The following is a 12,588-nucleotide window of genomic DNA, read 5'->3' as shown; positions in this document are numbered from 1 at the left end:
TTAACGCCGACGAAAGACGCACCACTGGAACGACTGCCGCCCCCCGGCAGGCGTCCTATGCTCCTCACGCCACTCGCTTTCCAGGGCGAATGCGGAGGAGAATTCCGACGCGAGCGCCGCCGCATCGTAACGCTGAACCGCCAGACCGCTGCACCGCTCCGGCCCGTCAGGTGCGAAGGTGGCGATGATCAGGACGCTGCCCGGCGCCGTGCCGGTTTCCAGGGCGCGGCGATAGGCGATCCGCTGCTCCGGCTCGGTGAGGAAATGAAAGACGGCGCGGTCGTGCCATATGTCGTAGCACCGCCCTGGTCGCCATTCAGTGACATCGGCCACGAGCCAGGCGACCCGGGCGGCGTCACCATGCAGCCGTGCCTTGGCGACATCCAACGCCGGCGCAGCGATATCGAGAACGGTGAGGTCGGACCAGCCGCGCTCGAGGAGACGGTCGACAAGGCTCGACGCGCCGCCGCCGACATCGATCAGCGCTGCCGTAACCGGCAGATGCAGCCCGTCAAGAGCCCTGAGCGAAGGCGCGGGCGTCGGCTGGTACCAGCTGACGCTGTCAGCCGCTTTCGTGCGGTACACCTCGTCCCAATGTTCCTGTTTTGCGGCCGTCATCCGCTATTCCCATTTCTTGCAGCGTCCGATCCTGACCTATCAAGATGTAAGGATTGAGACATGCCTCGATCGCTTATGTCCCGGTCGTAGGAAGCTAGGTGACGAATAGACGAGATCGGCAGGATCAGCTCTAGGCGCTTCCGGATCAAGACGCGCCCCCAGCCGTTCGGCAACGGCAACGGATGCAGAATTGCCAGGCGCGATATAACTGACGAGCGACGACAGCTTGAGCGTCTTGAAGGCCCAGCCCGCAGCGCCGAGGCCGCCTCGGTCGCATAGCCGCGGCCCTCGAACCCGTCATAAACGAACCAGCCCAACTCCTTTTCCGGAAAGAGCGGCCCATGGTTGATCCCCACCTGGCCGACACATTCGCCGGTTTCGTCGAAATCGATCATCAGAGCTCCGTGCCCGAAAAGCTGCCAGAGAGCGACGTCGTGGCAGAACATCCCCCATGCTGCGCGCAGATCAAAGGGGCCGCCCATCCCCGCGGACCGTGGCGAGGCCATTATCCGGGCATAGGCATCGAAATCGTCGATGTCAGGCATACGAAGCTTCAGACGCTCGGTTCGGATGGTGATAGCGTCCGCCTCTGACATGTCTCGCCCTTCCGCTAGTTTTCGAACGCCGGAGCGAACCGAAGCACCCCGCTCGGCGCCGGCTCGCGAAAAACAATCCGCTGCACGAGCCGCGTATCGAGATCATGATATGTCAATTGGCCGTCGCTGCTGAAGCCCGCACCGCTGTAGACGTCGGGATTGCCGACCAGCGTGCACCCGCTCGCGCCCATCTCCTTCAGCAATTCGAGCCCTTTTGCCATAAGCGCCCTCCCGATACCCTGCCGCTGTCTCTCCGGTGTGACCGATATCGGCCCCAGCCCGAACCAGCCGTCATGTACTCCGTTGACCGTCACCGGCGAGAACGCGACATGCCCCAGGATCTCGCCATCCTCCTCGGCAATCAGCGATATCGCCAGATCGCCGCTCAAGCGAAGCCTGCGGATGATCTCCGCTTCCGTACCCTCGCTATAGGGCATCGGCGCAAAGGCAATCGAGGTCAAATTCTGAATAGCTTCGATATCTGCCGGCGTCTCGTATCGGATGAGCATTCCTTTAGTTCTCCGGAACGGTCTTCCGCAAATGCTATGAAGGGAAAGTCGGAAATCAACAAGCCAGTTTGCTCAGGCAGAAACAACACAGGTGTCGGGCTAGGCAGCGATCTCACAAAAAAGCCCGGCTCAACGGCCGGGCTTCCTCGATGTCTTCTCCGCAAACCTCAGAAGGTCGCCGCACCGCTGCCCCAGGGGCCGTGATGGAAATCCTTGCCATCGAGGCGGTCGAAGCCGTGAGCGCCGAAGAAGTCGCGCTGGGCCTGGATGAGGTTGGCCGTTCCCCTGCCTTGGCGGTAGGCGTCGAAATAGGTGAGCGCCGAGGTCAGCGCCGGCACCGGCAGGCCGGCGGCGAGAGCGGCGGTCACGACGCGGCGAAGTGCCGGGATCGATTCCTTGACCATGGACGAGAAGGCCGGCGTGACGATGAGGTTCGCCGCATCGGGCGCATCGGTGAAAGCCTTGGTGATCTCGTCGAGAAACTGCGAGCGGATGATGCAGCCGGCGCGCCAGATCTTCGCGATAACAGGCATCGGCAGCGACCAGTTGAACTCCTTGGAAGCTTCCGCCATCACGGCGAATCCCTGCGCATAGGCGCCGATCTTGGCGGCAAACAGCGCCAGTTCCAGATCCTTGTTGAGCTCGGGGCCGTAGGCGATCGGAAAAGAGACGGCCTGCGTGCCGAAGATCTTTTCGGCGGCTTCGCGCTGCGACTTCATCGAGGAGAGGCTGCGGGCGGCGACCGCGGCTTCGATCGCCGTTGCCGGAATGCCCATGTTCTGCGCCTCGATCGCCGACCACTTGCCGGTGCCCTTCTGGCCTGCCTTGTCGAGAATCATGTCGACCATCGGCCCGCCGGAAACCGGATCGGTCGCCGCAAGCACCTTTTCGGAGATCTCGATCAGGTAGGAGTTCAGCCGACCCTTGTTCCATTCGCCGAAGATGCCGGAGATTTCGGAGGCGCTCTTGCCGAGACCGTCGCGCAGGATGCCGTAGATTTCGCCGATCATCTGCATGTCGGCATATTCGATGCCGTTATGGATAGTCTTGACGAAATGGCCGGCGCCGTCATTGCCGAGCCAGGCGACGCAGGGCTCGTCATTGTAGCGGGCGGCAATCGAGGTCAGCACCTTCTCGACGCGCTTCCAGGATTCCTCGGTGCCGCCGACCATGATCGACGGTCCGTGGCGCGCACCCTCTTCGCCGCCGGAAACACCCATGCCGATGAAGGTCAGCTCCGTATCCTTGAGGCGGTCGAAGCGGGCGACGGTGTCGCGGAAATTGGCGTTGCCGGCATCGATCATGATGTCGCCCTTGGCAAGATGCGGGCGCAGCGCTTCCATCTGCTGGTCGACGGCGTCACCGGCCTTGATCATGATGATGATCGGACGCGGCGGCCGGATCGCATCGACGAACTCTTCGATGGTCTTGCAAGGAATGATCTGCTTCTTCAGATCGCCGGCGCTTTCATAGAATTCATCGGTTTTCTCAGGCGTGCGGTTGAAGACCGCGATTTTATTGCCTTTCTCCGCGATGTTGAGCGCCAGGTTGGAGCCCATGACCGCAAGGCCGATCAGTCCGATTTCTGCCTTTTCCACGACAAACCTCCGATGTGTCATTTGGACCGGTGTTGTGGCACTGTCTCGATCAAACGGCAAGTCTCGCGAGGGTCTAATCGGTTCGCAAAAGCCAATGAAATGCAGCTTTGATCGTCTGACTTGTCCGACAACCTCTCATCTGCAGGCCGATCCGGAAGCCGCGAATTTTTACGATCGCCCGTACCGCCCTATCTCATGTTATCATGCGGACCTCGGGAGATGTCGTTTGGTTTCGAAAAGACGAAAAGACATGGCGCTGCTTGCGGCCCGCGCCGGCCGCTACCGCGAATATGCGCCGCCGCCCGCCTTGTGGCGCCATTTCAGCCGCCTCTGGTCGCATACGCTGAACGACGGACCGGCGGGGACGGTGGCGATCGTGCCGGATGGTTATTGTGATCTCCTCTGGATCGACGGACGGCTTGAAGTCGCCGGCCCCGACCGGATCGCGGCCTTCCCCGTTATAAGGCCAGGCGCGACCGTCATTGGCGCGCGCTTTGCGCCGGGCGCCGCAGCATCCTGGCTGAAGACGCCGCTCTCGGCGCTGGTCGGCCTCTCGGTGCCGCTTGCCGACATCGGGCGGACGGACACGAGCGAATTCGAGGCGCGGCTGCGGGATTGCCCGGAACCCGCCGCCGTGATGCTGTTCGGCCGTCTGCTTGAAGAGGCCGCGCGCAACGAGGAGGAGCCTGCCCGCGACGCCGCCATGATCTTCGCCGCCGCCGACAGCGGCCGCCCAACCTCCGGCCTGTCCGGCAAGCTCGGCATGAGCGAAAGGCAGCTGCGCCGCCGCTGCCACCATCATTTCGGCTATGGCGCAAAGACTCTGGAACGCATCCGCCGGTTCCAGCGTTTCCTCGACCTCTGCCGCAGGGCGGACACGATGCCGCTCGCCCGGATCGCGCTCGAAGCAGGCTTTGCCGACCAGGCCCACATGACACGCGAGGTCGCAGAACTCTCGACGCTCACCCCTGCGATCATCCTCGACCAACTCGGCATGCGGGAAGGATCCAGCTGACCGTTTTGTTCAAGACACCGCCGGTCGGCCTTATTATGTCAGGGAACCAAAATACAAGGACCTGCACCATGGCGACAATGCCTGCAAAAATCATCCACCGGTCGATCGAGCGCGACTGGCGGGATGTCTACGACTTCGCCGGCAAGCCGGAGAACATGCCGCTCTGGGCCTCCGGCCTTGCCACCGGCTTCGAACCCGACGGCGCCGACTGGATCGCCCACGGTCCCCTCGGCACCATCAAGGTGAGCTTCGTTCCCGCCAATGAATTCGGCGTGATCGACCATACGGTGACGATCGAATCCGGGCTCCGGGTCTATAATGCCCTGCGCATCGTCCCGAATGGCGATGGCTGCGAGGTCATGTTCACGCTGCTGCGCCTGCCCGGCATGACAGATGCGCAGTTTGCCGCCGATGCCGCGCATATCGAGAAGGATCTCGTCATGCTGAAAGCCCTGATGGAGAGATAGATGGCTGAAAACTCCGAACACAACGACCGCCGCATCGACTATGTCGAATTCAACGTATCCGACATCGCCGCCGCCAAAGCCTTTTACGGTTCCGCCTTCGGCTGGCGCTTCACCGATTACGGCCCGAACTACTGCGAATTTGACGATGGCCGGCTGAAAGGCGGCTTCACCGATTTCGGCCCCGTCCGTCCGGGCGGCCCGCTCGTCGTCGTCTACGCCAGGGATCTGGAAGAAGTGCTGACTTCGGTCGAAAGGGCCGGCGGCACGATCTGCCGGCCGATCACCGATTTTCCCGGCGGCCGCCGCTTCCATTTCCTTGACCGCGACGGTTACGAACTCGCCGTCTGGGCGACGGCATAAGTTAGAGCAATTCCAGCAAAAGTGTGCAGCGGTTTTCTCAGGCAAAGCGCGAAGCGCTTTTGCCGGGAATTGCATGAAAACAAAGAGATAGAACAATTCCGTGATTCGAGGAAAAACGGAATTGCTCTAGACTACCGATCCATCACGATCAGAGCGCCGATCACAATGCCGCCCGCATCACGCAGCGGCGACATGCGACAGCGCACCTGCCGGGATGCGCCGCCGGTCCGGCGCTCATAAGTGTAGTCGACCTCCGCGCCGGCAAAACAGACGTCCAGCTTATGCTTGGCGCATTCGGCGAAGCGCTCCTTGCCGATGAATTCGGAAAGGTGACGCCCAATCAGTTCCATCGGCTTGCTGTCGAGATGGGCGCTGTTGGCGGCGTTGGAATAGAGGTAGCGGTAGTCCCTGGTCAGCACCGCGACACGGTCCGGCAGGCTTTCGAGGATCGCCGCGTTGAGGAATTGGCCGTTGTCGGTGTCGGGCACATAGGCTGCCGGCGGCTCGATGCGCACATCCTGCGGCGAAGGCGCCCGCCAGTCTGGCGCATGCGTGCCGAAATAGCAGTCGAGCAGATAAGAAAGCACCGCCGCATGTTCTCTGACGCTGGCGCTGTCGTCCGCGTCCCGAGCGACAAGATGGCTGACGAACTGCACCTGCATATAGACTTCGAGCAGATTGGCCGCTCGGCAGGCCAGGATAGCCTCGACCAGCGGCTCGACATGACGGTCGAGCAACATGACGCGCTGATCGTCGCCTTGGCGTATGGCCTCCTCTATTTGCGCGCAGCGCAAGGAAAAGGCTCGAAAAAGCTCCAGCAAGACGCCTCCCACTCCCATTGTCCCAAGTGGCGTGTCCAAATTGTGTGGCAGCACTTTCCCAAATGCGCCCTAAGGGGATATTATTCGCGCCTTGGTGGTGACGGCTAACATGAAGTTTACTCGGTTTCAATCCGAGAGCACCTGCCGCTTTTCACCGCTGATAAATCAGGGTTTGATTTTCAAGGCGCGAGCGTCTTCTTGATTTGCCAGCGGTCGTGATACCAGAGCCATTGTTCCGGATATTCCCGCACCCAACCTTCCACCTTGTCGTTGAGTAGCTGGGCGGCCGCCGGCAGGTCGAGATTGCCTTTGGCGTCGCGCGGCATCTCCAGCCGCGGCTCGATTTCGAGCCGGTAGCGATTCCCTGGCAGGCGGATGCAGCGCGCCGGATAGACCTCGCAATCGAACTGGCGCACCAGCTTCGGCAGCAGCGGATTGGTCTTCACCTCTCGCCCGAAGAAGGTGCCTTTCAGCCCCTTGCCGAATTTCTGGTCGACGAGCACGCCCACCCCCTGGCCCGCCTCCAACTGGCGTGCGAGCGCGAAGGAGGAGCCGGCGTGCGAGGGCACCAGCTTGCCCATGCGCGCGCTGCGGAAGTCGAACACCTTCTTGGCGACATAGGGATTGTTCGGCGGCCGGAAAAGCACGGTGACTGTGAGCCCGAAGGCCGCGCCCGCCACCGGCAGCAGCTCGAAATTGGCGGTATGGCCGGTAAAGACGATGAAGGGGCGCGGCTTGTCGCGCAGGTCGAGGAAGATGGGGATGCCCGACACCTCCACCCTGCCCGGCTCCGGCCGTTCGGGGTCGTAGTCGAACAATTCGTCGAGGAAGACGTATTCGGCTGCGAGCCGACCCATATTTCCCCAGCTGGCGAGCGCGATCTCTTCGATCTCGGCCTCGCCCTTCTCAGGGAAAGCGTTGCGCAGATTGACGAGCATCAGCTTATGGCGGCGCGTCCGCCGGCCGAGCCGACGCATCACCGTGTCGGCGAAGCGAATCGCGCCATCGGCCGGAAACAGCTTCAGCACGTTCAGGAAGCCGAACATCGCCTGCGCCACCAGCCATTGCTGGAAATTTCTGAGCGCCAGAACGACCCGGGTAATGAACAGCTTCACGTGAGGTCAGTCCATCTTCAGAATGATCTTGCCGAAGATCTGGCGGCTTTCCATCCGCTCCAGCGCCCGGTCGATATCGTCGAAGCCGACTTCCGTGTCGATGACGGGATGGACGAGCCCACGGCCCATCTTCTGCATCGCATCAGCCATATTCACCATGCGGCAGCCGAACGAGCCGAAGAGCTTCAGCTGCTGCTGGAACAGCATCATCAGGTTCATCTCTGTGGAAACGCCCGAGGTCGAGCCGCAGGTGACGAGACGCCCGCCACGCTTCATGCAGAGCATCGAGCCCGCCCAGGTGTCCTTGCCGACATGTTCGAAGACGACGTCGACGCCCTTCTTCTTGGTGAGCTTGCGCACCACGCCCTCGAAGCGGTCGGTGCGGTAGTTGATGACGTGATCGGCGCCGAGCGCCTTGGCCTTCTCGATCTTGTCGTCGGAACCGACCGTGGTGATGACGGTGCAGCCGATTTTCTTGGCAAGCTGGATCGCCGCCGTGCCGATGCCGGAGCCGCCGGCATGAACGAGGATCGTTTCGCCGGGCTCGAGCTTGGCATTGTCGAACAGCATATGCTCGACCGTGCCGAAGGTGACGGGTGCCAATGCCGCGCCGATCGCATCGACACCGGGAGGTGCGGGAACGAGCAGACGCGCCGGCAGGTTCACCTTCTCCTGCGCGAAACCATCGAGATGGAAACCATGCACGCCGGAGACGTGTTCGCAGAGATTGTCTCGGCCTTCGCGGCAGGGTCGGCAGAGGCCGCAGGTACGCGCGCCATAGATCGAAACCAGTTGCCCCGGTAGAACATTGGCGACACCCGGCCCGATCGCTTCCACGACCCCGGAGGCTTCCGCGCCGATGACGAGCGGCATCTTGCGCTTGGCAAAAGCCATGCCGCGCCAGCCCCAGACGTCGATATGGTTGAGCGCCACCGCCTTGACGCGCAGCGTCACCTCGCCGGCGGCAGGTGCCTCCGGTTCCGGCAGGTCGGTGATCTCAAGCTTGCGGTCGTCGATCAGTTGCAAAGCGCGCATGGCAAAATCCCTCGCCTCGGAGGCGTTCGTCTCGTCTTGAAATTGTCGGGAACCGCTTAAGCCGGTTCGAGCGCCATGACAAGGCTGGCATTCTGCCCGCCGAATCCGAAGGAGTTGGAAAGCACGGCCGAAACCTGGGCCTCCCGCTTCTTGTTCGGCACGACATCGAGCACGATCGACGGATCGGGATTGGTGTAGTTGATCGTCGGCGGCAGCGTGCCGGTCAGCATCGTCTGCAGCGAGAACACCGCCTCGACGGCACCCGCCGCCGTCAGCGTATGGCCGATCATCGACTTGTTCGACGACACCGGAATGCTGACGAGCCGCTCGCCGAAGACGGCCGACATGGCGCCATATTCCATCTTGTCGTTCTCGGGCGTCGAGGTGCCGTGCGCGTTGATGTAGCCGATGCCGCTCTCGTCGATGCCTGCGTCGGCAAGGGCCGCGCGGATCGTCGCGATCGCTGGACCGCCGTCGGGCGAGGACCGGGTGCGGTGGAAGCTGTCGGCCTTGTCGCCGGCGCCCTTCATGATGCCGAGCACCTTGGCGCCGCGGGCGACGGCCGCTTCCAGCGATTCCAGCACCAGCGTCGCCGCACCCTCCGCGATGACGAAGCCGTCGCGATCCTTGCTGAACGGCTTGGAGGCCTTGGTCGGCGGATCGTTCTGCGTCGAAAGAGCCGAAAGCAGCGAGAAGCGGATCAGCGCCTCGGCGCTGAGCGACCCGTCGGTGGCAACCGTCAACGCGCGGTCGGTGCGGCCCTGGCGGATCGCCTCGATGCCGAGCTGGATCGCGGTGACGCCCGATGCGCAGGCGGTCGACAGTGTCACGGGAAGGCCGCGCGTGCCGAACCGGTCGGCAAGGCGTTCGGAAATCGCACCGAACAGCGCCGCCTCGTGGAAGGCCGGGTCGGGCCGCTGGCGCAGCGCCGTCAGGAAGCGTTCATAGGCGTCGCCCGGATGGTCGGCAGCTGGCGAGCGGTCGGCAAGCTCGAAACGGGCGCTCCATTCGGGTTCGATCGGTGGCGCGGCAAGGAACAGCGGACCATTGAAATCGCCCGACAGACCGGCATCGGCGAGTGCCTCGATGGTCGTTTCGCGCGCGAAGGCATAGGAGCGCTCGACGGCGTTCGGCACCGGAATGTCGATAAAATCGACAGTGCCGGCGATCCGTGTGGATAGGCCTTCTGTGGGAAAGCGGTTGATTACGTGGATGCCCGAGGTGCCGGAGGAAAGGGCTGCCCAATTGTCCTTCAGGCCCTGGCCGAGCGAGGTGATGATGCCCATGCCGGTCACTGCGACGATCGGCCGGCCGAGGTGATCCCTGTAAGCGGAAGCTGTCATATCTCTCTCCTCACGCCTCTGCGGAAAGAACGGCGACGCCCTCGCCGCGTTGGTGTCCGACCGTCGTTACGACGGCTGTCTTCGTGCCCGCCTTCATCGGCGCTTCATGGGCGGCGTCGAAGGGCGGAACCTTGGCTTTGGCGTCGATCGCAAGGGCTGCGAGCGCCAGCCCCAGCGGGAATTGCGCCTCGAGCGTGTGACCGGAAACGCCGCCGAAGCCGCGGATCGCCGCACCCGCAAGCTGATGTTCCAGCACCGCCTTTTCGCGGGCGGCGATCTCGTGCATGCCGGTCGAACCGGAGAAGATCGTCATGCTCTCTGGCGGCAGGTCGGCGGCAGGCTTCAGCAGCCGTTCCATTCGCACTTCGAAGTTGCCGGCAGCGCGATTGCCGCGATCGCCTTCGACGGCGCTGATCGTCGCATAGATATGCGCGCCGCGCTCTTGCGCATGCTTGCGCGATTCCAGCACCAGGAAGGCGCCGGCGGAACCGGTGATCATGCCGCCGCCATCGAGGCCGGAGCGCGACCAGAGCGGCGCCCATTCGCCGCGCGTGTGTGCGCCGATCGCTTCGGTAAGCAGGATCATATCGGGGCGCTCGGCAGCAAAGGCGCCGCCAACCAGCGCATGGGTGGATTCGCCGGAGCGAATGCGCCAGAAGGCCGTCTCGACGGCGGAAACGCCCGATGCTTCTTCGCCCATGAAGGTCCGCGAGGAGCCGGTGACCTTGTGAACGATGGAGATATTGCCGGCAAGCAGATTGGAAAGCTGCGCCAGGAACAGCGTCGGCCTCAGTTCCGTCGTCAGCTTCTCGTTGAGCAGCAGCTCGCGGTCGTTGCGCTTCAGGCCCTCGTCGACGATCAGCGTGTCGACGTTGATGTCGCGCTCGCCGCCGCCGGCCGCCACGATCATGTCCATTGTGCCGCAGGCTTCCAGATTGTCCTTGAAGCCGGCATCGTCGAGCGCAAGACCCGCGGCGAAGACGCCGATGCGCTGCCAGTTCTCCATCTGGCGCTGGTCGCCCCGCTTGGCGATCTGCTGCGACCAATCGATCTCAGGCAGCGGATGCACCGGATAGGGTTTGAATTTCTCTGTCTCGACGATCGCTTTCGGCGTGCTCTCGGCCGAAAGCAGCGCGACATGCGCCTCCTTGCCGACGCCCTGACAGGTAACGATACCGACGCCTGAAATGACGACGTCGTTTGCAGCCTTGCTCATCCAACCACTCCCTGCGCTGCGATCGCTTCGAGAAGCCCGACCTCGCCGGCGCGTTTTTTGACGATATCGCCGAGCGGAACTTCGCTGAAGGGCATGGTGCGCAGTTTCAGCTGCGCATCGCAGACCTTCTTGCCGCCGCTGGTGATCTTGGCCTTGGTGACCGCAAAACCCGACCCGTCATGCTCCAGCACCGCCTCGATATCGAGCACGGCTTCCGGCTCGACGAAGGTGCGCATCTTGGCGCCGTCGACCGACATCAGGAAAGGCATGGCGGCAAAGTCGGTCACGGCAAGCACCAGCATGCCGGAGGCCTGCGCCATGGTTTCGATCAGGAGCACGCCGGGAACGAGCGGCATGCCGGGAAAATGGCCCTCGAAGACAGGGCTCTTGGCCGGCACGACGGAACGCGCGACAAGCGTCCCCTTCTTCAGGTCCACCGCTTCGACGCGGTCAATCATCTGGAAATATTCCAGCAGCATTCGGATCCTCCGGCCCGGCTGGCCAAATCCACCGCCAGTGACGCCTAATTAGGAACGAAACCGCCCGGCCGCCATAGTCAGGGCGGCAGGGCGTTCAAAAAAGACTGGTGTGTCGCTCAGGCCTTGGCGGCTTTGAGTTCGTCGATCTTGGCGCAGAGGTTCTTCAGCACAAAATATTCTTCAGTGGAAACCTTGCCTTCGTTGACTTCCTGCGTCCACTTTTCGAGCGGAATCTTGATGCCGAATTCCTTGTCGATCGCAAAGACGATATCGAGGAAATCAAGGCTGTCGATACCGAGGTCGTCGATCGTATGGCTCTCCGGCGTGATCGTGGCGCGATCGATCTCGCTGGTTTCTGCAATAATGTCGGCAACTTTATCGAATGTAGCGGTCACGCGCTGTACCTCATGAAATGACGATTTAACCCCCCTCATAGGCAAATCCTTTTCAAAAGCCAATGCTTTCGTCCGGGCGTTACGGCAAATTGACAATAAGGTGTTGCCTAAACAGCAATGGAACGCCGGCGAGTGCAGGCGCCGAAAACAGGATGCGGCTGTCCACTATCACGCGCAGATCCGGGATCAGCGCGTGATGACGACGCGCGTGTTGGCAAGACCTGCCTGCCGCGCCAGTGAAAAGAACTCGGCCGCATTGTCGGGATGCAAGCGAACACAACCATGTGAGGCCGGTGTGCCGAGACGCTTCAGATCGAAAGTGGCGTGAACGGCGTAACCGCCGTTGAAAAATACAGCATACGGCATCGGCGCATTGTCGTATTTGCGCGAACGGTGATCGCGCGACAGCCATTTGGCGCTCCACGAGCCGGTCGGCGTGACATAACCATTGCGCGCGGTCGAAACCTTCCAGCGATATTTGACGAAGCCGTCCTCGGTGACGGTCATCGTCTGTTTGCCGATGCTGATATTGGCAACCAGCGTTGCTGCTTCAGCCGCAACCGGAGAAAACTGGAGCAATAAGCTTGCCGCCGCGGCGGCAAAAATCGTCTTCATGATAACCCCTCTTCGCACCCGCGCATTTGATTGCGCCCTCACGACAGAGAGACTACGACGATACTTGATTATATAGCTTTAACCCGAATGGTAATCACAATTCTAACAGGGCAATGACGGGTTTAAGCGCCGCAGGACGGCCGCTCCGCCTCACTGAAGCTTGCGCGCCGCCGGCCTTTGCTTGAGCTGCTGATAGGCCTTGTTCATCCTTTCGCGGATGGAGGCCATGGTGCCGAGATTATGGCCGCAGGCCGCGCAGCTTATGATGTCCGTCTCCCGGATCTCGGGACGCTCGAATTTCATCTTGGTGCTTTTGCACTTCGGGCACGGTAGTTCAACCTGAACTGTCATCGCTCTGCTTCCGGTCTGATGGATATGAGGCGTTTCGCATAAACGTTTGGGACGG

At 62.1% G+C, this 12,588-nt stretch carries 15 protein-coding genes and 1 pseudogene; 3 read left to right on the top strand and 13 right to left on the bottom strand.

All coding sequences use genetic code 11. The features are described 5' to 3' along the window. From QWJ46_RS12780 to gndA, 4 genes and pseudogenes are all read right to left on the bottom strand, one after another. Positions 1-618, bottom strand: a complete 618-nt coding sequence (locus tag QWJ46_RS12780; protein WP_302751459.1) for a trans-aconitate 2-methyltransferase — start codon at positions 616-618, stop codon at positions 1-3. Positions 619-707: 89 nt separating this feature from the next. After that, positions 708-1,214: pseudogene (locus tag QWJ46_RS12775) on the bottom strand (GNAT family N-acetyltransferase); the annotation flags it as partial. A gap of 14 nt (positions 1,215-1,228) precedes the next feature. Beyond that, positions 1,229-1,723: a GNAT family N-acetyltransferase gene (locus QWJ46_RS12770; RefSeq protein WP_184457884.1), complete on the bottom strand. Its 495-nt coding sequence runs from the start codon at positions 1,721-1,723 to the stop codon at positions 1,229-1,231. Positions 1,724-1,890: 167 nt separating this feature from the next. Next, complete coding sequence (gene gndA / locus QWJ46_RS12765) at positions 1,891-3,342, bottom strand: NADP-dependent phosphogluconate dehydrogenase (protein WP_302751458.1); 1,452 nt, start codon at positions 3,340-3,342, stop codon at positions 1,891-1,893. 205 nt (positions 3,343-3,547) lie between these two features. On the opposite strand from gndA, the gene QWJ46_RS12760 reads away from it, so the two are divergent. The 3 genes from QWJ46_RS12760 to QWJ46_RS12750 all read left to right on the top strand — a co-directional run bounded on the left by QWJ46_RS12760 (position 3,548) and on the right by QWJ46_RS12750 (position 5,163). Beyond that, entirely contained in the window at positions 3,548-4,336 is a 789-nt protein-coding gene (locus QWJ46_RS12760; protein WP_302751457.1) for a helix-turn-helix domain-containing protein, read from the top strand. A 68-nt stretch (positions 4,337-4,404) separates the two neighbouring features. Then, positions 4,405-4,803, top strand: coding sequence for an SRPBCC family protein (locus tag QWJ46_RS12755; RefSeq protein ID WP_302751455.1), 399 nt, complete (start codon positions 4,405-4,407; stop codon positions 4,801-4,803). Then, the gene (locus QWJ46_RS12750) at positions 4,804-5,163 is read left to right on the top strand and encodes a VOC family protein (protein ID WP_011425727.1); all 360 of its coding nucleotides are present in this window, start codon (positions 4,804-4,806) and stop codon (positions 5,161-5,163) included. Positions 5,164-5,294: 131 nt separating this feature from the next. Here the strand turns inward: QWJ46_RS12750 and QWJ46_RS12745 are convergent, their stop codons facing one another. The 9 genes from QWJ46_RS12745 to QWJ46_RS12705 all read right to left on the bottom strand — a co-directional run bounded on the left by QWJ46_RS12745 (position 5,295) and on the right by QWJ46_RS12705 (position 12,533). After that, positions 5,295-5,984, bottom strand: coding sequence for a PAS domain-containing protein (locus QWJ46_RS12745; protein WP_302751451.1), 690 nt, complete (start codon positions 5,982-5,984; stop codon positions 5,295-5,297). 179 nt (positions 5,985-6,163) lie between these two features. After that, positions 6,164-7,099, bottom strand: coding sequence for a lipid A biosynthesis lauroyl acyltransferase (locus tag QWJ46_RS12740; RefSeq protein ID WP_302751449.1), 936 nt, complete (start codon positions 7,097-7,099; stop codon positions 6,164-6,166). 6 nt (positions 7,100-7,105) lie between these two features. Next, a complete protein-coding gene (locus QWJ46_RS12735; RefSeq protein ID WP_302751447.1) occupies positions 7,106-8,134 on the bottom strand; it encodes a zinc-binding dehydrogenase in 1,029 nt (342 codons plus the stop codon). 56 nt (positions 8,135-8,190) lie between these two features. After that, the gene (locus QWJ46_RS12730) at positions 8,191-9,477 is read right to left on the bottom strand and encodes a beta-ketoacyl-ACP synthase (protein ID WP_302751445.1); all 1,287 of its coding nucleotides are present in this window, start codon (positions 9,475-9,477) and stop codon (positions 8,191-8,193) included. 10 nt (positions 9,478-9,487) lie between these two features. Next, the gene (locus QWJ46_RS12725) at positions 9,488-10,693 is read right to left on the bottom strand and encodes a beta-ketoacyl-ACP synthase (protein ID WP_302751444.1); all 1,206 of its coding nucleotides are present in this window, start codon (positions 10,691-10,693) and stop codon (positions 9,488-9,490) included. Beyond that, positions 10,690-11,172 (bottom strand): 3-hydroxyacyl-ACP dehydratase FabZ family protein, encoded by a 483-nt coding sequence (locus QWJ46_RS12720; RefSeq protein ID WP_302751443.1) that lies wholly within the window; start codon positions 11,170-11,172, stop codon positions 10,690-10,692. Before QWJ46_RS12720 ends, QWJ46_RS12725 begins: the two co-directional genes overlap by 4 nt. Positions 11,173-11,288: 116 nt before the next feature. Continuing rightward, positions 11,289-11,567, bottom strand: a complete 279-nt coding sequence (locus tag QWJ46_RS12715; protein ID WP_003540486.1) for an acyl carrier protein — start codon at positions 11,565-11,567, stop codon at positions 11,289-11,291. A 186-nt stretch (positions 11,568-11,753) separates the two neighbouring features. After that, positions 11,754-12,182 (bottom strand): L,D-transpeptidase, encoded by a 429-nt coding sequence (locus QWJ46_RS12710; protein WP_064803198.1) that lies wholly within the window; start codon positions 12,180-12,182, stop codon positions 11,754-11,756. A gap of 150 nt (positions 12,183-12,332) precedes the next feature. Beyond that, complete coding sequence (locus QWJ46_RS12705; protein WP_064803200.1) at positions 12,333-12,533, bottom strand: hypothetical protein; 201 nt, start codon at positions 12,531-12,533, stop codon at positions 12,333-12,335. Between the last annotated feature and the right edge of the window lie 55 nt (positions 12,534-12,588).

The sequence above is a fragment of the Rhizobium sp. CBN3 genome, assembly GCF_030518245.1.
Classification (GTDB): domain Bacteria; phylum Pseudomonadota; class Alphaproteobacteria; order Rhizobiales; family Rhizobiaceae; genus Rhizobium; species Rhizobium aethiopicum_A.
The sequence above is the reverse complement of the archived record's forward strand: the minus strand, read 5'-3'. Positions and strand labels throughout refer to the sequence as shown.

Bases quoted from the DNA above. Each gene is read 5' to 3' on its own strand.
- QWJ46_RS12780 (WP_302751459.1), bottom strand. From the start codon at position 618: ATGACGGCCGCAAAACAGGAACATTGGGACGAGGTGTACCGCACGAAA.
- QWJ46_RS12770 (WP_184457884.1), bottom strand. From the start codon at position 1,723: ATGCTCATCCGATACGAGACGCCGGCAGATATCGAAGCTATTCAGAAT.
- gndA (WP_302751458.1), bottom strand. From the start codon at position 3,342: ATGACACATCGGAGGTTTGTCGTGGAAAAGGCAGAAATCGGACTGATC.
- QWJ46_RS12755 (WP_302751455.1), top strand. From the start codon at position 4,405: ATGGCGACAATGCCTGCAAAAATCATCCACCGGTCGATCGAGCGCGAC.
- QWJ46_RS12750 (WP_011425727.1), top strand. From the start codon at position 4,804: ATGGCTGAAAACTCCGAACACAACGACCGCCGCATCGACTATGTCGAA.
- QWJ46_RS12735 (WP_302751447.1), bottom strand. From the start codon at position 8,134: ATGCGCGCTTTGCAACTGATCGACGACCGCAAGCTTGAGATCACCGAC.
- QWJ46_RS12730 (WP_302751445.1), bottom strand. From the start codon at position 9,477: ATGACAGCTTCCGCTTACAGGGATCACCTCGGCCGGCCGATCGTCGCA.
- QWJ46_RS12725 (WP_302751444.1), bottom strand. From the start codon at position 10,693: ATGAGCAAGGCTGCAAACGACGTCGTCATTTCAGGCGTCGGTATCGTT.
- QWJ46_RS12720 (WP_302751443.1), bottom strand. From the start codon at position 11,172: ATGCTGCTGGAATATTTCCAGATGATTGACCGCGTCGAAGCGGTGGAC.
- QWJ46_RS12710 (WP_064803198.1), bottom strand. From the start codon at position 12,182: ATGAAGACGATTTTTGCCGCCGCGGCGGCAAGCTTATTGCTCCAGTTT.
- QWJ46_RS12705 (WP_064803200.1), bottom strand. From the start codon at position 12,533: ATGACAGTTCAGGTTGAACTACCGTGCCCGAAGTGCAAAAGCACCAAG.